Source organism: Thalassospira sp. UBA1131 (assembly GCF_002311515.1).
GTDB lineage: Bacteria > Pseudomonadota > Alphaproteobacteria > Rhodospirillales > Thalassospiraceae > Thalassospira.
Genome location: NZ_DCAO01000056.1, coordinates 10,380 through 32,103, shown reverse-complemented (window position 1 = coordinate 32,103; position 21,724 = coordinate 10,380). Strand labels below are relative to the sequence as shown.

At 55.3% G+C, this 21,724-nt stretch carries 22 protein-coding genes; 9 read left to right on the top strand and 13 right to left on the bottom strand.

Going from position 1 to position 21,724, the window contains the following annotated elements; all coding sequences use genetic code 11:
- Both B3Z49_RS08670 and nadA read right to left on the bottom strand, forming a co-directional pair.
- Nucleotides 1-509: nicotinate-nucleotide diphosphorylase (locus B3Z49_RS08670; protein WP_414716249.1), on the bottom strand; the 509-nt coding region annotated here is incomplete at its 3' end.
- A gap of 78 nt (nucleotides 510-587) precedes the next feature.
- Complete coding sequence (gene nadA / locus B3Z49_RS08665) at nucleotides 588-1,610, bottom strand: quinolinate synthase NadA (RefSeq protein ID WP_064781225.1); 1,023 nt, start codon at nucleotides 1,608-1,610, stop codon at nucleotides 588-590.
- Nucleotides 1,611-2,084: 474 nt separating this feature from the next.
- Here nadA and B3Z49_RS08660 point away from each other — a divergent pair, with 474 nt between their 5' ends.
- Nucleotides 2,085-2,411, top strand: coding sequence for a hypothetical protein (locus B3Z49_RS08660; RefSeq protein ID WP_008889749.1), 327 nt, complete (start codon nucleotides 2,085-2,087; stop codon nucleotides 2,409-2,411).
- A 200-nt stretch (nucleotides 2,412-2,611) separates the two neighbouring features.
- On the top strand, nucleotides 2,612-2,836 hold the full coding sequence (locus tag B3Z49_RS08655; protein ID WP_008889750.1) for a hypothetical protein: 225 nt from the start codon (nucleotides 2,612-2,614) through the stop codon (nucleotides 2,834-2,836).
- A gap of 31 nt (nucleotides 2,837-2,867) precedes the next feature.
- Here B3Z49_RS08655 and B3Z49_RS08650 read toward each other — a convergent pair whose 3' ends face one another.
- The 7 genes from B3Z49_RS08650 to fsa form a co-directional block, all read right to left on the bottom strand.
- A complete protein-coding gene (locus tag B3Z49_RS08650) occupies nucleotides 2,868-4,256 on the bottom strand; it encodes a glutamine synthetase family protein (protein WP_296990011.1) in 1,389 nt (462 codons plus the stop codon).
- A 69-nt stretch (nucleotides 4,257-4,325) separates the two neighbouring features.
- On the bottom strand, nucleotides 4,326-4,817 hold the full coding sequence (locus B3Z49_RS08645) for a class I SAM-dependent methyltransferase (protein ID WP_296990009.1): 492 nt from the start codon (nucleotides 4,815-4,817) through the stop codon (nucleotides 4,326-4,328).
- Nucleotides 4,818-4,915: 98 nt separating this feature from the next.
- Nucleotides 4,916-5,521, bottom strand: a complete 606-nt coding sequence (locus B3Z49_RS08640) for a glutathione S-transferase family protein (protein ID WP_296990006.1) — start codon at nucleotides 5,519-5,521, stop codon at nucleotides 4,916-4,918.
- Nucleotides 5,522-5,607: 86 nt separating this feature from the next.
- The gene (locus tag B3Z49_RS08635; RefSeq protein ID WP_287444200.1) at nucleotides 5,608-5,913 is read right to left on the bottom strand and encodes a YrhK family protein; all 306 of its coding nucleotides are present in this window, start codon (nucleotides 5,911-5,913) and stop codon (nucleotides 5,608-5,610) included.
- Between the two features lie 86 nt (nucleotides 5,914-5,999).
- Nucleotides 6,000-6,950, bottom strand: a complete 951-nt coding sequence (locus tag B3Z49_RS08630) for a tyrosine recombinase XerC (protein WP_296990003.1) — start codon at nucleotides 6,948-6,950, stop codon at nucleotides 6,000-6,002.
- The gene (locus tag B3Z49_RS08625; RefSeq protein ID WP_008889756.1) at nucleotides 6,929-7,618 is read right to left on the bottom strand and encodes a DUF484 family protein; all 690 of its coding nucleotides are present in this window, start codon (nucleotides 7,616-7,618) and stop codon (nucleotides 6,929-6,931) included. Before B3Z49_RS08625 ends, B3Z49_RS08630 begins: the two co-directional genes overlap by 22 nt.
- Before the next feature lie 128 nt (nucleotides 7,619-7,746).
- Nucleotides 7,747-8,403, bottom strand: a complete 657-nt coding sequence (gene fsa / locus B3Z49_RS08620; RefSeq protein ID WP_008889757.1) for a fructose-6-phosphate aldolase — start codon at nucleotides 8,401-8,403, stop codon at nucleotides 7,747-7,749.
- 170 nt (nucleotides 8,404-8,573) lie between these two features.
- Here fsa and B3Z49_RS08615 point away from each other — a divergent pair, with 170 nt between their 5' ends.
- A complete protein-coding gene (locus B3Z49_RS08615) occupies nucleotides 8,574-10,805 on the top strand; it encodes a primosomal protein N' (protein ID WP_296989971.1) in 2,232 nt (743 codons plus the stop codon).
- A 26-nt stretch (nucleotides 10,806-10,831) separates the two neighbouring features.
- Here the strand turns inward: B3Z49_RS08615 and B3Z49_RS08610 are convergent, their stop codons facing one another.
- Nucleotides 10,832-11,659 (bottom strand): substrate-binding periplasmic protein, encoded by an 828-nt coding sequence (locus tag B3Z49_RS08610; RefSeq protein WP_296989969.1) that lies wholly within the window; start codon nucleotides 11,657-11,659, stop codon nucleotides 10,832-10,834.
- A 73-nt stretch (nucleotides 11,660-11,732) separates the two neighbouring features.
- On the opposite strand from B3Z49_RS08610, the gene B3Z49_RS08605 reads away from it, so the two are divergent.
- The gene (locus B3Z49_RS08605) at nucleotides 11,733-12,050 is read left to right on the top strand and encodes a MazG-like family protein (RefSeq protein ID WP_296989968.1); all 318 of its coding nucleotides are present in this window, start codon (nucleotides 11,733-11,735) and stop codon (nucleotides 12,048-12,050) included.
- 42 nt (nucleotides 12,051-12,092) lie between these two features.
- Here the strand turns inward: B3Z49_RS08605 and B3Z49_RS08600 are convergent, their stop codons facing one another.
- The gene (locus B3Z49_RS08600) at nucleotides 12,093-12,731 is read right to left on the bottom strand and encodes a glutathione S-transferase family protein (protein ID WP_296989965.1); all 639 of its coding nucleotides are present in this window, start codon (nucleotides 12,729-12,731) and stop codon (nucleotides 12,093-12,095) included.
- A gap of 489 nt (nucleotides 12,732-13,220) precedes the next feature.
- On the opposite strand from B3Z49_RS08600, the gene B3Z49_RS08595 reads away from it, so the two are divergent.
- From B3Z49_RS08595 to atpC, 5 genes are read left to right on the top strand one after another with little or no spacing between them, the layout of a single operon-like run.
- Nucleotides 13,221-13,778 (top strand): F0F1 ATP synthase subunit delta, encoded by a 558-nt coding sequence (locus tag B3Z49_RS08595; RefSeq protein WP_040823053.1) that lies wholly within the window; start codon nucleotides 13,221-13,223, stop codon nucleotides 13,776-13,778.
- Nucleotides 13,778-15,310, top strand: coding sequence for a F0F1 ATP synthase subunit alpha (gene atpA, locus B3Z49_RS08590; protein WP_008889762.1), 1,533 nt, complete (start codon nucleotides 13,778-13,780; stop codon nucleotides 15,308-15,310). Before B3Z49_RS08595 ends, atpA begins: the two co-directional genes overlap by 1 nt.
- Nucleotides 15,311-15,340: 30 nt before the next feature.
- Nucleotides 15,341-16,231, top strand: a complete 891-nt coding sequence (locus B3Z49_RS08585) for a F0F1 ATP synthase subunit gamma (RefSeq protein ID WP_008889763.1) — start codon at nucleotides 15,341-15,343, stop codon at nucleotides 16,229-16,231.
- A gap of 52 nt (nucleotides 16,232-16,283) precedes the next feature.
- Nucleotides 16,284-17,702, top strand: a complete 1,419-nt coding sequence (gene atpD, locus B3Z49_RS08580; RefSeq protein WP_008889764.1) for a F0F1 ATP synthase subunit beta — start codon at nucleotides 16,284-16,286, stop codon at nucleotides 17,700-17,702.
- Between the two features lie 41 nt (nucleotides 17,703-17,743).
- Entirely contained in the window at nucleotides 17,744-18,148 is a 405-nt protein-coding gene (gene atpC / locus B3Z49_RS08575; RefSeq protein ID WP_008889765.1) for an ATP synthase F1 subunit epsilon, read from the top strand.
- Between the two features lie 102 nt (nucleotides 18,149-18,250).
- Here the strand turns inward: atpC and B3Z49_RS08570 are convergent, their stop codons facing one another.
- A complete protein-coding gene (locus B3Z49_RS08570) occupies nucleotides 18,251-20,833 on the bottom strand; it encodes an ABC transporter permease (protein WP_296989957.1) in 2,583 nt (860 codons plus the stop codon).
- A 21-nt stretch (nucleotides 20,834-20,854) separates the two neighbouring features.
- Entirely contained in the window at nucleotides 20,855-21,301 is a 447-nt protein-coding gene (locus B3Z49_RS08565; RefSeq protein ID WP_008889767.1) for a response regulator, read from the bottom strand.
- Between the last annotated feature and the right edge of the window lie 423 nt (nucleotides 21,302-21,724).

Below are 21,724 nucleotides of genomic sequence, written 5' to 3'. Positions count from 1 at the left end.
TGGTTGTCCTTGATCATCACCCCGTCATAAAGACCCATGCGGTGGTTTTGCGCGCCACCCATGCGGGTTGCGTATTTTTCCAGTTTGCGCCAACCCGGCAGGGTCTTGCGGGTATCAAGCAGTTTGGTAGTTGTTTCGCCCATCGCTGCGACATAGCTGCGCGTGGTGGTGGCAATGCCCGACAGGTGTTGAAGCGTATTAAGGGCTGTACGTTCAGCCGTCAGGATGCCGCGCGCATTGCCTTCGACCACGGCCAGAACGTCTTTGGCCGCAATCGCATCACCATCTTCGCAGCGCTTTTCGATCTTCGCATCCGGGACCAGCTTGCGAAAACATTCAAGGGCAATATCAAGCCCGGCCACAACGATATCCTCGCGCGTTTCAAGCGCGACGCGCAGGCGCGCATCGGCGGGGATGACATTGTCCGATGTGATGTCGCCGGTGCCGATATCCTCGGCAAAGGAACGATCAATGAATTCCGCGATTTCGGCTTTTGTCAGGACGGTCATGATGGCGGGCTGCTTTGAATTCTGATGGGGAATGGCAAACAGCCCCGCAAAATTTGCGGGGCTGTGAGGTTGGCTGGCTTACGCCGCGTCGTCCTTTTTGACCGGAATGTTCTTTGACATTTCCAGCATGCGTTCAAGCGGCTTGACCGCTGCGACGCGCAGGTCTTCGGGCATGACGATCTGTGGGCCGTTATTGACCAGGCACAGATACAGCTTTTCAAGCGTATTGAGTTCCATGAACGGGCAGTTGTTGCACGCACACGACCCGTCGGCACCCGGCACCGGAATGAATTCCTTGTGCGGGGCTGCTTTTTCCATCTGGTGGATGATGTGCGGTTCGGTCGCGATCAGGTATTTCTGATCCGGGCCGTTAATCACATATTCCAGAATCGCACGGGTCGAGCCGATGTGATCTGCATGTTTCAGAATACCCTCATGGCATTCCGGGTGGGCTGCGATCTTGGCATCCGGGTTCTGGGTTTTCAGGCGGATCAGTTCACGTTCGGAAAACTGTTCATGCACGATGCACGAGCCGTTCCAAAGCGTCATGTCGCGACCGGTTTTCTTGGCAAGATAGGAACCAAGATGGCGGTCAGGTGCCCAAAGGATCGGCTTGTCGAGCGGGATCTGATCAATGATCTCGGCCGCATTCGACGAGGTCACGATAATATCGGACGCTGCCTTCACCTCGGCCGAGCAGTTGATATAGGTGATCGACACATGATCCGGGTGCTGTTCGCGGAATTTGCGGAACGGTTCGGGCTGACACGAATCTTCGAGCGAGCAACCGGCCTTTGAATCCGGCAGCAAAACAGTCTTGTTCGGGCTGAGGATTTTGGCAACCTCAGCCATGAAGCGCACGCCACAGAACACGATGACATCTGCATCGGTTTCGGCCGCCTTGCGCGACAGGTCCAGACTATCGCCAACAAAGTCGGCAAGGTCCTGAATTTCCCCATCCTGATAGTAATGGGCCAGAATGATCGCGTTCTTTTCCTTTTTCAGGCGCTGAATCTCAGCTTCCAGATCAAGGGTGGGATCAATCTGCATTTCCGACATTGCGTCAGCAGAAGCCTCGGCAATGGTGATCATTTCATTCATGGCGTCGTCTCATCTCGCCTGTTTGCAAGCCGGAGATAAGTCGCGGGGCCCGGCATTGCAAGTTAATGACAGTTTGAAACCTGAATATCGCCATTGCGACGGGATGGCAAGGAATAGGCAGCATACGTCCGATATTGATTGGGGCTGATGGCTGCAGATCGAGAAAATGGAACGGAATTATCTGAATTAATAAATAAATCGGATGTCTTTGATCGCCGAATTAAATTCTACCATTTTGTTTGAACGTATAAATAAAAAATAATTACGTTGTAAATTAACCAAAAATATTCATATGCTTGATGCTGCAAATATTTTTTGATTCTCAAATTTCCAATATTTTATTGGCTTGGGCACTTTTGCCCGTTGTTAATCCGAAAACTTTGATCTGTCTGTAATCCGAGTCAGTGTCCGACGGCGGGAATGGTCCTGATCGTTTGGCCTGTCCAACGCGCATTCCGGCGCAAGGAGCCTTTTTTGACCAATCGTACCACTTCGAGAATTCTGAATTTCACACGTCCGTTCAGCATGCGTGGCCTTGCAGAAGTCCTTCCGGCCGGATCCTACAAGGTGATTACCGAAGAAACCCAGGATGAAAAGCTGACATACCCGACATGGCAGTGGGTTTCGACGCAGATTCACCTCAATACGAATTCTGACCGCCCGGACACTTCACGGGTCCTCAGTGTCGAGCCCCGCGATCTTGAAGTCGCATATCTGCGCGATCAGAAAACCATGGATGCCCGCCCGCAAGTGGCCTTCTCGGCGCGCAAATCAAACAACCGTGCAAAGCGCGCTTCCTAGCGCTGCACGCTGCCGATAGTCCTGGTCAGAGCAATCTGACCAGACGGCACTTTCATCTGAAAATCCCATATATTCCCGTTCAGTAGCCGATCTTCCGAATGCCAACCGCTGTTTCATGACAGGGTTGCAGAATGGGAAGTTTGCCTTGGCCCCAGATGCGCCCATAACATCCATAACTGCTGCAAATGAAAGTCTTTGTTATGGATTGGGTTCCGATCGCCTTTGGCACGTTCAAGGTTGTCGCACTGCTGACCGCGATGTTCTTTGCCATCAAGTGGCATTATGACCAAGGTCAAAAGTACGGAAGACAAGCGGTCCTGCGCGCCAGCGCCAAGATTACCGGCGTCTTCGTGCTTGCACTTCTGGTCGTGGGGGGCATCACCCTGGCACTTAGTAACTTCCTTGGTTTGGACCTCAGTTACTAATCGCTGTCGCACCGCCCCCGCAGATAAGGGATCAGACGGAAAACCCGTAATACTCCCACTCTGCCGCTGACACCTTCAGCGCCATCTGTTCGTATTCGGCCTGTTTGATTTTGGTAAACGCTATGTGGAACCGGCCCCCGAGTGTGCGTTTGTTGAAATCGGATGCGGCAAACTCATCAATCGCCTCAAGCCAATGACGCGGCAGATTGTTTGGTGCCTTTGCTTCGCCGATTTCATCTTCGCACGGTTTGCCCGGATCAATTTTGCCCTCGATCCCGTCAAGGGCGGCCCCAAGGGTCACAGCCGCGACCAGATACGGGTTGGCATCAACACCGGCAATACGGTGTTCGAAATGGCGCGTTTTGCCCGGTGTACCGGGCACGCGCAGTGCCACGGTGCGGTTTTCAACACCCCAGTCATCAGAGGCCGGCGAATACATCGCCGATGCAAAGCGGCGCCAGGAATTCATGAATGGGGCGAGCAACAACATGGTTTCGCCAATCGTTCCGCGAATACCGCCAATTGCATTGAGCATCAACGGGCTTAGCGATCCATCCGCCTGATCGGCAAACAGGTTATTGCCATCTTGGCCAGCAAGCGACAGGTGCAAATGCATGCCCGATCCGGCTTCGTTGCCGAACGGCTTGGGCATAAAGACGGCTTCCTTGCCAAAACGCCGTGCCACGGTGCGGATCAGACGTTTGGCGATAATGACGTCATCGGCTGCACGCATCAGATCGCGATAGCGGATGGTCATTTCATACTGGCCCGGACCATATTCCGAAATCAGGGTTTCCAGTGTCAGGTCAAGATGCTTTGCGCCTTCATAGACCGCATCAAAAAGCGGTGACATCTCGTCAATTTCATCGACCGACATGGTGTTGCGCAATTTGCTGCGCCGTTTGGTGATGGCATAGGATGCCGGGTGATACAGGCCCTGGGCATCCGGGGTCTGATCGACCAGATAGAATTCAAGTTCGAACGCGCCCATCGGATAGAAGCCAAGATTTTCCGCCCGTTTGACCTGCGCGCCGAAAACATTGCGCGGATCAACGTCATGCGGCGCGCCGTCTTCTTCATACATGGCAATCAAAAGCTGCCCGCGGCCTGTATGGGGCAGATAGCCAAGCGTGCCCGGCACCGGCCAGCACCGGCAATCACCACCGCCGCCAGTCTGGACAAGGCCGCAATCATCAACATCCTCGCCACTGACATCCTGCCCGAACAAGGAGCTTGGCAAGCCGCGTCCGGATTTATAGATACCCTCAAGTTCGTGACGGCGGATCGTCTTGCCCCGGCCAATGCCGTGAAAGTCGGTCAGGATGATGTCGATGGCCTCGACATCAGGATATTTGGCCAGAAAGTCCTGTGCTTCGGACAATTGACTTCCACTGGGCGAAGGGGCGTTTGCGGTGGCCACGGCACGATTTCCTAAGATGCTGATTGGGGCCCTGCGGGTGCAGAACCAATTCCAAAACTGGGCGCGATATTAGCCCTGATAACGACGGAAGAAATAGCGATCTTTTGGAACGCCTTCGGGCAGTGGTTCGGCAATCGTGCCCGGCACATCGATTTTCTGGTCCGATGCCACAATTGCACCTTTGATCAAGGCTGGCGGCAGGTTTGATCCGATAAAGGACGCGATCTTGGCATTAAGTGCCTCGTCCCCGGTGCCGACATCGGAATGGACCAGTGCGACCTTGCCTTTGAAACGTTCAACCGCCTTGGGCAGGGTTTCAAAGATATCGCCAAGGAACAAATGGTCATCATCGGGGATACATTTCGGGTGGGCAGCGATCTGCCGGTCAAAGACGAAAATCTCGCGGTCCGGCATAATTTCGCGCAGGTGATCAAACGTACGCCCGTTGCCAAGCCCGACTTCAAGCACGATGCCGTCCTGATCCTTGATCATTTCTGCTGCCGCATTCAGGCAATCGCGTTGGGCTTGAAGGCGGCGGATAACGCTGTTCAGACGGGACATTGTGCAAAAGGCTCCGGGTTGTTTTTTTAGTGGCTAAGCACTTGATTTAAAATCTTTGCCCTTTGGCACAATCAGCATTGCGCCAAAGGGCATCAGTCTCAGGCGACGAACTTGGTGGCCTCAAAGGCCGGGACGCGCGCGTCAAAGGTTTCAAGCCATGTGACCAGCGTCGGATAGCTTTCACGCCATTTGCCCTCAAAACGCAGATCAAGATAGCCTAGCGCACAGGCAATCGCGACATGGCCAATCGTCAGGTCACCCTCAAGTGACGGGGCATTGGCACTCAGATGATCAAGGGATCGTTTGACCTTGTCCGCCTGATAGGACAGCCAATCGCCATGGCGTTTTTCTTCCGGGCGCATCCGGCTTTCATAGACCTGCAGGATGGATGCATCGACAATGCCGTCGCCCAGCGCCTGAAGGGTAAGGGCTTCCCATCGTGCGTCGCTTTCGGTGGGATGCAGGCTGGTGCCATCGACCTGCGCATCAAGATATTCGCAGATCACGCGGCTATCGAAAATCTTGCGACCATCCTCAAGGATCAGGATCGGAATTTTACCCAGCGGGTTTTGCTGGCGCAGGGTATCTGCCGGGTCGTTGGTGTTGGAATCTTCAACCGTCAGCTGGTCATAAATGCCAAGCATCTTGGCAACGATTTTGACTTTCCGGCCAAACGGCGACGGACCACTCGAACGCAATATCATGGTTTTCCTCCGGGCATATCAGGTGTTTGCCCGCAGTCTAATGGCGAAAGGTGATCGCTAGGAACCGAAATTTTGCGAAAAGATTTTCAAGACCCGGCGCGGTTGCTGGCAGAACCCGGTTCAGTCGTGTTGTGTTGCCCCTCGTCACCCAGTCCGGCCAGATGCAATTCACGGGCAAGCCGCACGGCAGGCCGACCGGCAAAGAACACCGATCCGATGATAAACAGCCACGTCCCGGCTTTGACTGTTGCGTCATCAAGAAACAGCACACTGCCAACGATAAACAGGACGGCCGCCAGAAGGTCGATGACCGAATAGGCAATTTCATAGGCGCTGTAAATCTGGCGATGGCGCGGGCTGGCGTCAAAGCGGCGGGATCGAAATAGCTTCATCACTGGATCTCTTTCGCGGAGCTGTGTCTGGGCATCCAACGCCTGAGCGCGCAAAACGGTTCCGACGCGTGTTCTAGCGGTGGGGCCTAGCGCCGGGCGCGCGGATGAGTGCCGTTATAGACCGCCATCAATTGTTCGGTATCAACCGCGGTATAGCGCTGGGTCGTTGAAAGCGATGCGTGGCCGAGCAAATCCTGAATGGTGCGCAAATCACCACCCCCGGCCAAAAGATGCGTCGCAAACGAATGGCGGAGCGCATGCGGGGTGGCGGTATCGGGCAGGTTCAAAAGTTCGCGGACCTTGCGCATTTCACGCTGGGCGACTTGCGCCACAAGCCGATTGCCGCGTGCGCCCAGAAACAATGGATCATCGCCATTGGGCGCAAAGGGGCAGGTGCGGACATAATCCTCGATGGTGTCGCGTACGATGGGCAAAACCGGGACAAGGCGCTGCTTGTTGCCTTTACCGGTGATCACCATCGAATCCCCGGTCGGGCGTTGATTGGCATTCAGATCAAGCGCCTCTGAAATACGCAATCCACAACCATACAGCAGGGTGAAAAGGGCGAGGTTACGTTTGCCAAGCCACGGCTCATCCTGCCAGGCATCGGCATTTTCAAGCACCGCCATGGCATCATCTGGTGCCAGCGGTTTGGGCGTTGATTGCGGCAGTCGGGGATTGCGGATCGACTGTACCGCAGCATTTTGACCGCGCCCGGATCGTTCAAGAAATCGGTAAAAATTGCGAAGAGAAGATAGCGCACGTGCGGTCGACGTCTTGGCCATGCCATCCATGCTGCGGCGCGCCAGCCAGCTTCGAAAATCGCGCGGATTCAGGCGCAAAAGATCCTTAAGCGTCGGTGTGTCACCCAGATGATCCTTGATGAAGCCCAGAAAGGCATAAAGATCAGCCAGATAGTTGTCGGTCGTGTGGTTGGATGCGCGACGCTCATTGGCAAGCCAGCCACGCCAGTCGGCAATGGCGTCGCGCACATCCTGTGGCAGGGTGATGGCGGTCAGACCGTTTGGGTCAGCCATCGACGCACACCAAACTCGATAACGGATGCCAGGAACATGATCAGGTCATTGGCCTGTGCCGGGCTGAAATAATCCGGTTCCTTGACGCCAAAGGCAACAAGCCCGACCGGATCACCATAAAATGGTGCCAGGCGCACAATCGCGGCAGACCGGATTTCGGATGCCTTCGGGCCAAAGATCGCCTCGTCACCTGCATCATCTGGCAACAGCCAGACATCGTGCTCGTCCCCCAGAACCTGATCAACGGCACCGACAACAAGTCGACGCACCCGGCCATCACAACTTGGCACCGGGGCCTCTTTGCATTCTTCAAAGCACAGCGCAATTGCATCAAGATCAAGAAGTTCGGGCACAAGGTCCTGAAGCGCTTCGACAAAGGTTTCAAACCCGCGCGCGTTGAGTAATGCCAGAACCGCACGGTGAATGCGGCTTTGGGTTTCGAGGTTGGATTTGGAAATATTGATCAGTTCGCTGGTCGCACCACGCAGCTTTTCACGTTCATCGCGCAGGCGCGCAACGACATATTGCTGCATGTCGGCAACGCCATTTCCCAGTTCGCGCATCGGCAAATCAAGACTTTCAAGCAAGTCCGGGCGCGTAGTGAAGAATTCAGGATGTTCGGCAAGGTAGTCCGCCACATCGTCGGCGCGCAAAGCTGTCTTTTCCATCGGTTCCGGCTTGAAAAGTGAGAAACAAAAAACCCGGCTGCCACAATGCGGGCTGCCGGGTTAAATGCATGTTAAAAACCGCGCGCGATGCGGGTTTTTATATGTTTGTTGCGATCAGTGATCCAAAATCAGAGGATCGACTGGCCGGTTTTTTCCCAATCGGCGAGGAAGGCTTCAAGGCCCTTGTCGGTCAGCGGGTGTTTGGTCAGCTGGCCCAGAACCTGCGGCGGGATGGTGACAACGTCAGCACCGAGACGGGCCGAGTCGACAACATGCTGCGGGCCACGTGCCGAAGCAACAAGCACTTCGGTGGTCCAGTTCGGGTAGTTGCCATAAACATCAACGATGTCAGCAATCAGCTGCATACCATCCGAGGAAATGTCATCCAGACGGCCAACGAACGGCGAAACATAGGTCGCGCCTGCTTTGGCAGCCAGAATGGCCTGACCAACCGAGAAGCAAAGGGTGACGTTGGTCTGAATGCCTTCATCGGTGAAGGTACGGCAAGCCTTGAGACCATCAGCAGTCAGCGGCAGCTTAACGACGACATTGTCGGCGATTTTGGCAAGCTTGCGGCCTTCGGCAACCATGGTTTCGTAGTCGGTCGCAGCAACTTCTGCGCTGACCGGACCGTCAACAACTTCACAAATTTCCTTGATCAGTTCGAGAAACGGTCGGCCAGACTTTGCTACCAGCGAGGGGTTGGTGGTGACACCGTCCACGAGGCCGGACATGGCCAGTTCGCGGATTGCGTCGATGTCAGCGGTATCGATGAAAAACTTCATTGGAATTCCTGTTTAGGACCTGTTGTTCAATGATGCGGTTAGCTGCTAGGTTCTGGATCATCTGATGACGGAACCAGATCCTTGCTGTGGGACCGTTTGTTTCTGTGCCCATTGTCTGGCGTTCCTGAAACGGATCGGTCTGATGGGCAACCTCACGGGGTTTATAATATATGCGTGCCGCAAAGGCCACCTCTGGAAATTTGTTTGCGAATGATCCGGCCTTTGAGGTAACCGCCCAGACCGTGAGCGTCCTGCCGCCGCTGCCTTTGGCAGGTCCTTATGACTATCTGGTACCCGAAGGCGTTTCTGTTGCACCCGGTGATTTCGTTGAAATTCCCCTCGGCCGTCAAACCCAGCGCGGTGTCGTCTGGGGCGATGCCAAGGGCGATGTTGATCCCGCCAAGCTGCGTGAAATTTTCGGTGTTCTGCCAACTCCGCCGATGGCAGATGTCACCCGCAAATTCATTGATTGGGTATCGGCCTATACCATGGCGCCGCAAGGGGCGGTTTTGCGCATGGCCATGAGCGTGCCAGATGCGCTTGAGGCCCCCAAACCGATCTTTCGATTTACCGTTAATCCGGAATTTGACGCGGCAAGCTTGCGCATGACGCCGCCGCGCAAACGCGTTCTGGCATTTCTGGGTGATCATCCGCCGATGGAGCAGGGCGATATCCTGCGCGAAACCGGTGCCGGGGCGAGTGTGATCAAGGGGCTGGTCGAAGCTGGCGCTGTGCAGCGCCTGATGGTCACCCCGCCATCGCCGTTTGAGGCACCTGATCTTGATATACCACGCCCGGATTTGTCAGCCGAACAGAACGAGGCCGCAGATGCGCTGTGCGCGCGCCTTGATGATGGTGGATTTTCCTGCACGCTTCTGGATGGTGTGACCGGGTCGGGCAAGACCGAAGTTTATTTTGAGCCGGTCCGTGCCGCACTGGCACAGGGCAAGCAGGTTGTTGTCCTGTTGCCGGAAATCGCACTTTCGGCCCAGTGGCTGCAACGTTTCCGCGACCGGTTCGGCGTCGAGCCCGCACTTTGGCATTCCGAAGTCGGGCAGGCCAGGCGTCGTGATACCTGGCGGGCGGTGGCCGATGGATCAGCCAAGCTTGTCGTCGGGGCACGATCAGCCCTTTTCCTGCCCTATCATGATCTTGGCCTGATTGTGGTCGACGAGGAACACGAACACGCGTTCAAGCAGGAAGATGGCGTGATATATCATGCCCGCGACATGGCGGTGACACGGGCGCATCTGGGCAATATCCCCATCGTTCTGGCGTCTGCGACCCCGTCGCTTGAAACCCTGGCCAATGTTGAAGCCGGGCGCTATCAGCATGTTCAACTTGGCAGTCGTCATGGTGTCGCGGTGTTGCCATCTGTCGAGATCATCGATATCCGCCAAGACAAGCCCCAACGCAATCGCTGGATCACGCCGACGCTTAAAAAACGGCTGGCAGAAACCTTTGCCAATGGCGAACAGGCGATGCTGTTCCTGAACCGCCGGGGCTATGCGCCGCTTACGCTGTGTCGGGCCTGTGGCCATCGGTTCCAGTGCCCGAACTGCACAGCCTGGCTGGTTGAGCACAGGGCATGGGGCAAATTGCAATGCCATCATTGCGGCTATCAGGCCAAGGCCCCGGATGCCTGCCCGTCCTGCGGGGCGGAGGGCAAGCTGGCCCCTTGTGGTCCGGGGGTGGAACGCCTTTATGAAGAGGCCGTGGAAACTTTCCCCGATATCCGGGTCGAGGTCGCGACATCCGATAACATCATGGGGCCCAAGGCCGCGGCACAGCTGATTGATCGCGTGCATAATCACGAAGTCGACCTTTTGATCGGCACCCAGATATTGGCCAAGGGCTATCACTTCCCGATGCTGACGCTCGTGGGCGTGGTTGATGCCGATCTGGGTTTGGCCGGCGGCGATTTACGTGCGGCTGAACGCAGCTATCAATTGCTGACCCAGGTGGCGGGCCGTGCAGGCCGTGGTGATCGCCCGGGAACGGTAATGCTGCAAACCGCCGATCCGGCCAACCGCGTGATCAAGGCAATTGCCGCCGGTGATCGCGATGCCTTTAACGAGGTCGAGCTGTCCCAGCGCATGACCCATGGCATGCCACCACACGGTCGGCTGGCCGCCCTTATTATAAGTGGCAAAAAGGAGAGCGAGGTCGATGAGGCCGCCTGGCGGATTGGCCGGGTTGCGCCGCGCGGTGATGGCCTGATGGTTCTGGGGCCGGCACCCGCACCTTTGTCACTTTTGCGCGGGCGTTATCGTCGGCGCTTCATGATCCGGGCCGACAAGTCTGTCAAGATGCAGGCGCTGATCCATGACTGGCTTTCAAAGGTCAAAACACCGGGCAGTGTCCGCGTGCAGGTCGATATCGACCCCTACAGCTTTATGTAAGTCGGGATTGTTTTTTGTCGTGTCGCTTATTGCGAATATTGCGACTGCCACCAGTCATACCCGTCCGGTCCAAGGTATCGTTCAAAGATACGAAGCAACCGGCCGTCTTCGCGCATTTCGCGGATGATTTCGTCATACCGGCTTAGGAACACTTCCTTGTCGGGATAATCGGACGCCTTTGAGAACACATTATAATAGGGCGCACGACGCAGTGGCGGGTACAGGAAGGCGATCTTGTTGCGATAGCGATTCTGCAGACTGTCATAAATGGTGTTGAGGTAATTGACCGGTACCGCGTCAAAGCGGTTTTGCAGCAACATCGGGATCAGAAGGTCACTGCGGGCCACTGTCTGGATATCAAGACCGGAATTCCAGAAGGCGGTGGTATAGGAATAGTCGGCCGCCGCCCCGATCCGAACCCGTGCGAGATCGGAAAATTCCTCGAACCGGATTTTTTCTTTGTCCTCGGCCCGGATTGCAAATCGCCAATCCAGCAGCAGATGCGCCTCATTGGGATATAGCAGGAATTCGGCGCGCTCGTCATTCATCGAAAGCGTCAGGACGATGTCCGAGTTGCCGTTGCGGGCGTTATGCAGCAAACGGCTGCCATTATCGACAAACCGGAACACATAATCCCGGATTCCCATGGTGCGCAGCACCTCGGTCATGATGTCGATATCAATGCCCATGGGGTCTTCATGGCCAACCCATTTCAGCGGGGCTTCTTCAAGCCCCTCGATCACAAGGGTGCGGGCCGAAGGGCTTTTCCACGATAACAGGATCAGGCACACTGCTGCACAAAGGCAAATTCCCAGTTCAAGGAAGCTTTGTTTTCGTGCCGTTGGCGTCTTCATTGTCGTTCCTGTTGTCCTGAAAACGGCGCAGGTGCATCTGCTGTCATATTATATTTAAGGAGTTAATTTGATAATGCTTTGTGAAAGTAACAACGAATCATCTGAAAATCAGCGCAGCATGTGCGATTGGGCAGAGCAGACATTTGGCCCGGTCAGTGATCCGGCATCACTCGTGGAACGAGCCCTTCTGGAAATGCAGGAACTTGGCGAAGCGGTTCAGGATCGCGACATCAGCGAGATCGGGAAAGAGGCCGCTGATGTTCTGATTTTGCTGTATCGGCTGGCTGATCAGTTCGACCTCGATCTTGATCAGGAAGTTCAGGCCAAGATGGCGATCAATCGATCAAGAACCTGGGTATCAAAGGGCGATGGCACGGGATCACACGTCTGAAACCATCCCCACCAGTTTTGTTTGACCGGCGGTTTGTCACATTTACGCGGGCCATCCTGACAGGCCTTCACGAGCATTCAACTCGATATAGGAATCACGCTGAGCGATTCTGTCGACATATTGGCGCAGGGTTGGCCTGTCGATGGCCGGGCACGGCATGTTGCGCGACCATCGCATCAGCATGACGGCCAACATGTCGACCATCCCGAAATGATTGCCAATAAGATAGTCGCCCTTCTTCAAAAGGCGCGCTTCGAAATCATCCCAGACAGAGCTGATCCGCTTTTCGGCCAGTGCCTTGACGGCATCGGCCCCCTCCGGATTGCCGTCCTTGGCCGCATAAAGCCAGTCGCGCATCGCCGGCATCAGCGTATTGGCGATGTAGATGGCAAGTTGCAGCCATTCTGCTCTTTGGGGACTCTCAATGTCAGGCACCAGTCCACTGCCGGGATGGCGTTCTGCCAATAGCATCATCAGGGCGACTGTTTCCCCGTATGCGACCCCATCAATGACCAATGTGGGCACACGCCCCGACGGGTTGAGCTTCAGATATTGCGGGTCACGTTGTTCGCCACGATCAATATCTACCAGAAAAGTCTCAAAGGGCACATCGAGTTCAATCAACATCCAGTGCACCGCCATGCTGGCGGCCCCCGGCGCGTAAAAGAGCTGATAATTCATGGGCGGTGATCTCGATGCGGTTGGTTGGCGACTAGAAACAAGACACTAGTGAAATCCCATGCTGGTATCCAGTATCAGCGAACTCCCAACAGCAGATCAATTTGGGCAAGCCCATCGGTCAGGTGTGAAGTTGGTTACAGTTTTGACCGGTTTATCCCGATAATCGCAGCCAGGATAAAAACCAACTCTGTGCAATTCGGGGATTCGTCGGCTGAATCAGGATTTTATTAACCTTGCGAGCTCATCGCCAACCAGAGGCATCTTATTAAATAGTTGTAAGCCTGCCTTAAAAATGGGCGATTTCGGGGTGTTTTGGCCGAACTTTGCCAAAGAATGGAAAAGAGGGCGCAATTGCGCTTGCGCGGGGGTTGCCCACTCAAAGGACATGTGATACCAAACGCTCGCTTCCCGGAAGGAAACCCTTTCGGGGGATCATTTTTTTATACGTATCCGAGTCGTTCTCATAACCAGAATTGAGGGCTTTCACCGGTGTCCCAAAATACTGCCGCGACCGGGCTCCAAGGGCGCTACGCCACAGCACTATTTGACTTGGCCAACTCGGCCAACCAGCTTGATGCTGTCAAAAGCGATCTTGAATTGCTCGACCAGGCCATCGCAACCAGCGATGACCTCCGGAATGTACTCCGCAGTCCCGTGATTTCCCGGGACGTGCAGGCCAAGGCGATGGCGGCTCTTCTGGACAAGCTTGGCGTTTCCGAGTTGACCAAGAAGACCGTAGGGCTTCTGTCTCAGAAGCGTCGTCTGTTTGCCCTGCCGGATGTCATTGATTCCTACCTTTCCATGCTCTCGGCTCACAAGGGCGAAGTTACCGCACAGGTGACCTCGGCTTCCGAGCTGAAAAAAGAGCAAATCGAAGCCGTTACCGGCGCTCTCAAAGAAGTTGTCGGCGCCACTGTAAAAGTGGACCTTAAAGTTGATCCGGCTGTTCTTGGCGGTCTTGTCGTCAAGGTCGGTTCCCGGGTTTTTGATGCCTCGCTTCGTACTAAACTGCAGAAGCTCGAGCTCGCTATGAAAGGGGTTGCGTGATGGAAATCCGCGCCGCGGAAATCTCCGCTATTCTTAAGGATCAGATTGCCAATTTTGGTGCTGAAGCCGAAGTTGCCGAAGTCGGTCAGGTTCTGTCTGTCGGTGACGGTATTGCCCGTGTTTACGGTCTGGACAACGTACAGGCTGGTGAACTCGTTGACTTCCCGGGTGGCATTAAGGGCATGGCCCTTAACCTCGAAGAAGACAACGTTGGTGTCGTGATCTTCGGTTCTGACCGTTCGATCAAGGAAGGTGACCAGGTTAAACGTACTGGCGCCATCGTTGACGTTCCGGTTGGTAAAGAGCTTCTTGGTCGCGTTGTTGACGGTCTGGGTAACCCGATCGACGGCAAAGGCGAACTGGGTGCAAAAGAACGTCGCCTTGCTGACGTCAAGGCACCGGGCATCATCCCGCGTAAATCGGTTCACGAGCCGGTACAGACCGGTATCAAGTCGATTGACTCGCTGATCCCGATTGGCCGTGGCCAGCGTGAGCTGATCATTGGTGACCGTCAGACCGGTAAAACCGCCATCATCGTTGACACCATTCTGAACCAGAAGCCGGTGAACGATGCAGCGAAATCCGACAGCGACAAGATGTTCTCCATCTATGTTGCAGTTGGTCAGAAACGTTCGACCGTTGCACAGGTTGTTAAGGTCCTTGAAGAGCGCGGCGCGATGGAAAACACCATCATTGTTGCTGCGACCGCATCCGACCCGGCACCGATGCAGTTCATCGCACCGTTCGTTGCTTGCGCAATGGGTGAGTACTTCCGTGACAACGGCATGCACGCAACCATCTTCTATGATGATCTGTCCAAGCAGGCTGTTGCTTATCGTCAGATGTCGCTGCTGCTTCGCCGCCCGCCGGGACGTGAAGCATTCCCGGGTGACGTCTTCTATCTGCACTCCCGTCTGCTGGAACGTGCGGCAAAGATGAATGACGAAAACGGCGCTGGCTCGCTGACCGCACTTCCGGTTATTGAAACCCAGGGTAACGACGTTTCGGCGTTTATTCCGACCAACGTGATCTCGATCACCGACGGTCAGATCTTCCTTGAAACCGACCTGTTCTACAAAGGCGTACGCCCCGCTGTGAACGTTGGTCTGTCGGTTTCGCGTGTCGGTTCGTCCGCACAGATCAAAGCGATGAAGCAGGTTGCTGGCTCGATCAAGCTGGAACTCGCTCAGTATCGTGAGATGGAAGCATTCGCACAGTTCGCATCGGATCTCGATCCGGCAACCCAGAAACTTCTGGCCCGTGGTGCACGTCTGACCGAGCTGCTCAAGCAGCCGCAGTACTCGCCGCTCAAGGTCGAAGAGCAGGTTGTTGTGATCTACGCTGGTGTTAAAGGCTATCTCGACAGCATTCCGGTGAACAAGGTTCGCGCCTTCGAAGAACAGTACCTGTCCGAAATTCGTTCGGCTGGCGCTGATATCCTCGATGCGATCCGCACCGAGAAAGTTCTGTCCGATGACAGCGAAGCCAAGCTTAAAGCGTTCCTCGACAAGTTCGCGAAAACCTTCGCGTAAGACTGAAACTTAGGCGAAGGAGGAAACGCAATGGCTAGTTTGAAGGATCTGCGCTCGCGCATTGCCAGCGTCAAATCGACGAGGAAGATTACCTCGGCGATGAAGATGGTGGCAGCCTCCAAGCTCCGTCGTGCACAGGATGCAGCGGAAGCAGCCCGTCCCTATGCTGAACGCATGGGGACGATGCTGGGCCGTCTTGCAACTGCCGTCGGCAGCAATGAAGGGGCGCCAAAGCTTCTGGCCGGTACCGGTAAGGATGATGTGCATCTGCTCGTCGTCTTCACCGCGGACCGTGGCCTTTGCGGTGGTTTTAACGCATCGATCGTCAAAGCAACCCGTCTGAAAGCCAAAGCCCTGCAGGCTGAAGGCAAGACGGTGAAGCTGATCTGTGTTGGCCGCAAGGGTGCAGATGCGCTCAAGCGTGAATTTGGTGACAATATTGTCGCCCGGTATACTGGCATCGAGGGCAAGAAGGGGATTGATTTCTCTTCGGCAACCGAGGTGGCAGACAAGGTTCTGGCGCTTTACGACGAAGGCGAATTCGACGTCTGCACGATCTTCTACAACAAGTTCGTGTCCGCGATTTCGCAGGTGGCAACCGCTCAGCAGCTGATCCCGTTCACGGGTGAAGAAGCAGACGAGCAGGAAGAAGCAACTGGTTCTTCTGCGGTTTACGAATACGAACCGTCCGAAGAAGCCATTCTGGCTGATTTGCTGCCGCGTAACGTTGGCGTCCAGATTTTCGGTGCAATGCTTGAAAGCAGCGCATCTGAACACGGTGCGCGTATGTCCGCGATGGATAACGCAACCCGCAATGCCGGCGATATGATCGACCGACTGAGCATCCAGTACAACCGCTCACGTCAGGCTCAGATCACCAATGAACTGATTGAAATCATTTCCGGCGCCGAGGCTTTGTAAGCGGGTCGCAGGAAGTTAACGGATAGCTTTGTCCGAGCAGGAGACAATAACTATGGCGAACAAGAAGGCGGGGAAAATTTCCCAGGTAATGGGCGCCGTCGTCGACGTTAAATTCGACGGCGATCTGCCTCCCATTCTGAATGCGCTGCATGTTGACAACAACGGTCAGCGTCTGGTTCTTGAAGTTGCACAGCACCTTGGTGAAAATGCGGTCCGTACGATCGCAATGGACACCACCGAAGGTCTGCAGCGCGGTCAGGAAGTCACCGACACCGGTGACGCGATCTCGGTTCCGGTTGGTCCGGAAACCCTTGGTCGTATTCTGAACGTTATCGGTGAGCCGGTTGACGAACGTGGTCCGGTTAATGCAGCCAAGACCTCTCCGATCCACCGTGAAGCACCTGACTTCATCGACCAGTCCACCGAAACCGAAATCCTTGTGACCGGCATTAAGGTTATCGACCTTATCGCGCCGTACACCAAGGGTGGTAAAATTGGTCTGTTCGGCGGTGCGGGCGTTGGTAAAACCGTCCTTATCATGGAGCTGATCAACAACGTGGCAAAAGGCCACGGTGGTTACTCGGTCTTTGCTGGTGTTGGTGAACGTACCCGTGAAGGTAACGACCTCTATCACGAGATGATGGAATCGGGCGTTATCAACCCGGAAGGCGAATCCAAAGCCGCACTGGTCTATGGCCAGATGAACGAACCCCCGGGAGCACGTGCACGTGTTGCTCTGACCGGTCTGACCCTTGCGGAATACTTCCGTGATGAAGAAGGCCAGGACGTTCTGTTCTTCGTTGATAACATCTTCCGCTTTACCCAGGCTGGTTCGGAAGTGTCGGCACTTCTCGGTCGTATCCCGTCTGCTGTGGGTTATCAGCCGACGCTGGCAACCGACATGGGTGCGCTGCAGGAACGTATTACCTCGACCAAAAAAGGTTCCATTACCTCGGTCCAGGCAATTTACGTCCCGGCCGATGACTTGACTGACCCGGCACCGGCAACCTCGTTTGCCCACCTTGATGCAACCACCACGCTGAACCGTCAGATTGCCGAGCTCGGCATCTACCCGGCAGTTGACCCGCTCGACTCCACTTCGCGTGCTCTGGATCCGGGCGTCATTGGTCAGGAACACTACGAGACCGCTCGTGAAGTTCAGCGTGTTCTTCAGACCTACAAAGGCCTGCAGGACATCATCGCCATCCTCGGCATGGACGAGCTTTCGGAAGAAGACAAACTGGTTGTGGCACGTGCCCGTAAGATCCAGCGTTTCCTTTCGCAGCCGTTCCACGTTGCAGAAGTCTTCACCGGTACTCCGGGCGTGTTCGTTCAGCTCGAAGACACCATCAAGGCTTTCAAAGCGATCTGCGCTGGTGAATACGACCACATGCCGGAACAGGCATTCTACATGGTCGGCACCATCGAAGAAGCCATCGAAAAAGCCAAGAAGATGGCCGAAGCTGCCTAAGGCAGCTTTGGTCCCCCTCCGGCTAAGGAGCGAGGATTGTCATGACTGATACGACTGTACTGGAACTTGTTTCACCGTCTGCCCTGCTCAAATCCGAGCCGGTCGAGATGGTCGTTGTTCCGGGCACGGACGGGAATTTTGGTGTTCTGCCCAAGCATGCGCCGATGATCTCGACCATTCGTCCGGGTGTCATCGACATCTATGCAGGTGGTAAGGTTTCCGAACGTATCTTCGTTGCTGGCGGTGTTGCCGAGGTTAATCCCGAGCGTTGCACCATTCTGGCAGAAGAAGCGGTTCCGGTTTCCGATTTGAAAGCTGACGAAGCACAGGCCCGTCTTGAAGAGGCTCAGGCCGCTCTCAAGTCTGCCGAGACTGCACACGACAAAGCCAATGCCGAGCGCGCGCTCGACATTGCCCGTGCACAGATCCAGGCCCTGAGCAACTAAGCCTGCTTTCAGAAAATCATTTAAAAAAGGCCGTCCTGCTCGGGCGGCCTTTTTTGTTGTCCGATGTGGCTTTGGGTCGTTTTGGGGCTTTGGGGTTTCGGTTTAACCGCGCCAACCCGTCTGTGCGCGCAAACTTGCCGCCTGCAAAATCCAGCCACCACCAAACCCAAGCACCACGATCATACTAAATGCTGTTGCGATCATCGGTCCGGCGATTATCGCGACCTCTGCGAGATCGATGGTGCCGATGGCCTGTGCGGCAACAGTCGCATTTCCGCTGCCCGCGATCAGGCCGATCAGTCCACTGATCGCAACCATCAGTCCGGTTTCAAGCGCCCCGGTTTGGCTGATTTGACGCGGCCGAATACCAAGGGCGCGCAGCATGGCAAGTGTCTCTGTCTGGCGCTGGCGTAGCGCGATCAGCCCGCAAATAATCACCAGAACCGCGCCAAGGGTCGCAAGTGTGGTGATCGCGAGCAGCCCTGCCACCACGCCGTCAAACAAGCGGGTCAGTTTTGCCAGAACGTCGTTGACGAAAATCACCGGGATATCGCGATAGGTCTCAAGGATCGGGGCCATCGACGCCGTTGCATCCATTGTGTCACTAAGCTGCACAGCACTGATCACCCCATGGTCAAAGGGCGGCGACATTGGCGACAGCACAATCGGGAAATCAAGGTCAAGCCGGGTCCAGTCAATCTGACGCAGATTGGCAATGCGGATGTTATGGGGCTTTCCCATGATGTTGACCGTCAGGCTGTCCCCCACCGTTGCACCGATTGCTTGTGCGACACCGGCGTCAATGGATGCCAGACCTTCGTTAACGCTCTCTGGCGGCCACCACTGGCCATCTGTAAGCGTGCTTTCGGTCATGTTTGCTGTCGGACGATCCGTCCATGACATGCCCCGGTCGCCACGCAGGAACCAGTGATAACGACGTGGTACTTGGGCCTGCGTCAATGGCGTGCCATTCAGATGCGTGACCCGACCGTGCAGAAACGGCATCTGGCTGATGCTCTGAACACCATCAGCGCGCAGGACATCTGCCTGAAAGGCGTCTTGTGCGGTTGGCGGGATATCGAAAAACACCACATCCGGGGTCTGGGACGGCAAGACGGATTTCAAGTGCTGTCCCGCCAAACCGCCAAACAGCATAACTGCGGTCAGACATGCCATCGCCAGACCAAAGGACGCGGTGATGGTCACGGTTGGCGTGGAAGGCCGGGCGATATTGCGCAATGCCAAACGAAGGGTGGGGGAAAGGCGATGTCGTGTTGATAACCTTCCTGCCATTGCCCGGATTATCCGCCCGAGACCGACAAAAAGAACCTGACATCCGACAAGAACCGCCAACAAGACAAGCGAAAACCAGCCAAGGTCAATCAGGGCAGCGGCAATGCCAAGCAAGCTGCATGCAATGACGGCCTTTATGATCATGAGTTTGGTCGAACGGCTTTTTAAGGTGTCCTGCGTTTCACGTTGATCCTGATGGCGAAACAGGCAGGCCGGCGAAGCTTCACTGGCATCGCGGATCGGGTTGATAGAGACAAGGGCAACAAAGCCGAAAACAAAGCCCGCAATCAACGGGACATTCTGGAAAGTTGGCCGTACGTCAAAGCCAAGTATTTCGGCGAACAACGGCCCAAACACCCCGCCCGCGGTTGCAGTCAAAACAACCGCAATCAGGATAGCCAACCCAGTGACAAGTCCCATTTGCCAGATAATGCTGGCGGCAACTTCCTGTGGCCGGGCGCCCAGACTGCGCAGGGTCGCAAAGCGGGGACGTCGCGCGGCAAGGTCGGCTGTCAGGGCATTTCGGATGGCACTTGTCGCGATGGCAAAGATCGCAATTCCCATCAGGCTGACGAAGGCGGACGCGAAATCCCCGATGCGTTCAAGCCCGGGAACGCCGTCCGCCGCACTGACAATCCGCCATCCGCTATCCGGAAATTGGTCCTCGATGGCGGCAATAATCTGATCTGGCGATCTCGTGTTATCCGGTGGCAGCTTGATCCGCAGATACCAGTAAACCTGCTTGCCCGGTGCCAAAAGTGGGCTGTTGCGATACGTATCCAACCCGACAATCACGCGGGGACCAAGCGAGAACAGCCTGAATTTGCGTTCGGGCTCGGCGGCGATGCGCGCGCGGATCTGATAGGGCTGATCCCCCAGATAAAGGGTATCGCCAACCCCGTACCCGCCCTCTTCAACCAGTTCGGGGCCAACGACAATACCGGGTCTGCCATCGCGGGTGCCAAGGGCTTCCGAAAGGGGAATGTCTGGCGACAGTGCCAGATTGCCAAAAAGCGGATAGGGGGCATCAACTGCCTTCAGTTCGGAAAGTACGGCCGGTTGATTATCGGATGGCTGGACCATCACCCTTTGTTCGATCGTCAGGCTGATTGTGCCAAGCGTTTCGAGAAAGGCAATTTCATCAATCGTCGGTGCCCGGTGAAACAGACGTAGCGAGATATCCCCGCCGATGGTCTGTTGTGCGGACTGGCGCAACCCATCGCGAACCGACTGGGTCAGACTGACGGTCAGGACCAGAATGGTTACCGCAAAGACAAGGGTGGCGAACAGGGTGACAATGCCGATACCGGGCTTGCGCAATTCACGCAGCGCAACCCGCAGGCTCGTCGGGATGGGCCGGGATGTCAAAAGCAGAGATGTCGGGCGACGCACGGCAGTCTCTCTGGCAGGGGGTTACGGCGTGGGGGTCAACGCCAGTCCCAGCCAGAAGGATTCGATCATTTTCATCAGTTCGATGAATTCTGTCACATCAACCGGTTTGCGCAAATAACAGTTTGCCCCGGCGGCATAGCACAGATCAACGTCGTGCTCGGCACCGGATGTTGTCAGAACAATTACCGGAATGGATGCGCAATTGGGATCATTGCGGATATCGCGCAACATTTCGCGGCCATCCTTGCGCGGCATGTTCAGATCCAGAAGAATCAGGCGTGGGCGCGGTGAATTGCGATACGGACCATCTTGCTGCAAAAACTGCAGTGCGGTCATCGCATCCTTTACGTGATGCAATTCAACCGGTTGTTTGAATTCCCGAAGTGCTTCGCGCACCAGGCGCGCATCACCAGGATTATCTTCAATCAACAACAGGTTGTTTATTGAACCGTTCTTTTGATCCGGCATGCTGATCCGCTATCCTTAGGGATGAGCTTTTGGTGCGCATGGTCATCCCTGATCTTTTGTTTTGTGAGCCTGTCAATATATTGATCCTAAAGAAAAAGATGGCCCCCACCATCGAAAGGTATTCTTTGGAATCACATATATGATGTATTTCTTATCTATCCTTAAGTCTTAATTTCATACCTCAGCACGAAGTTCAATTCAATAAGACTTCAGTAAAGTTGCAGATATTATCCGACTGTATGGGATATAATGGTTCAAAAGTGCAGGGAAAAGAGTTTCTGCAAAACAATTTTTATCGGCAATATTACCGATACATGCCTGCTCAGTTCGCCGAGATGCCGATTTCTTGTGCCAGCGAGTCGAATCGGGCAATCAACTCCGGCTGGTCGGCAAACACCGTGCTGGCCTTCTCGAACGCCGCCT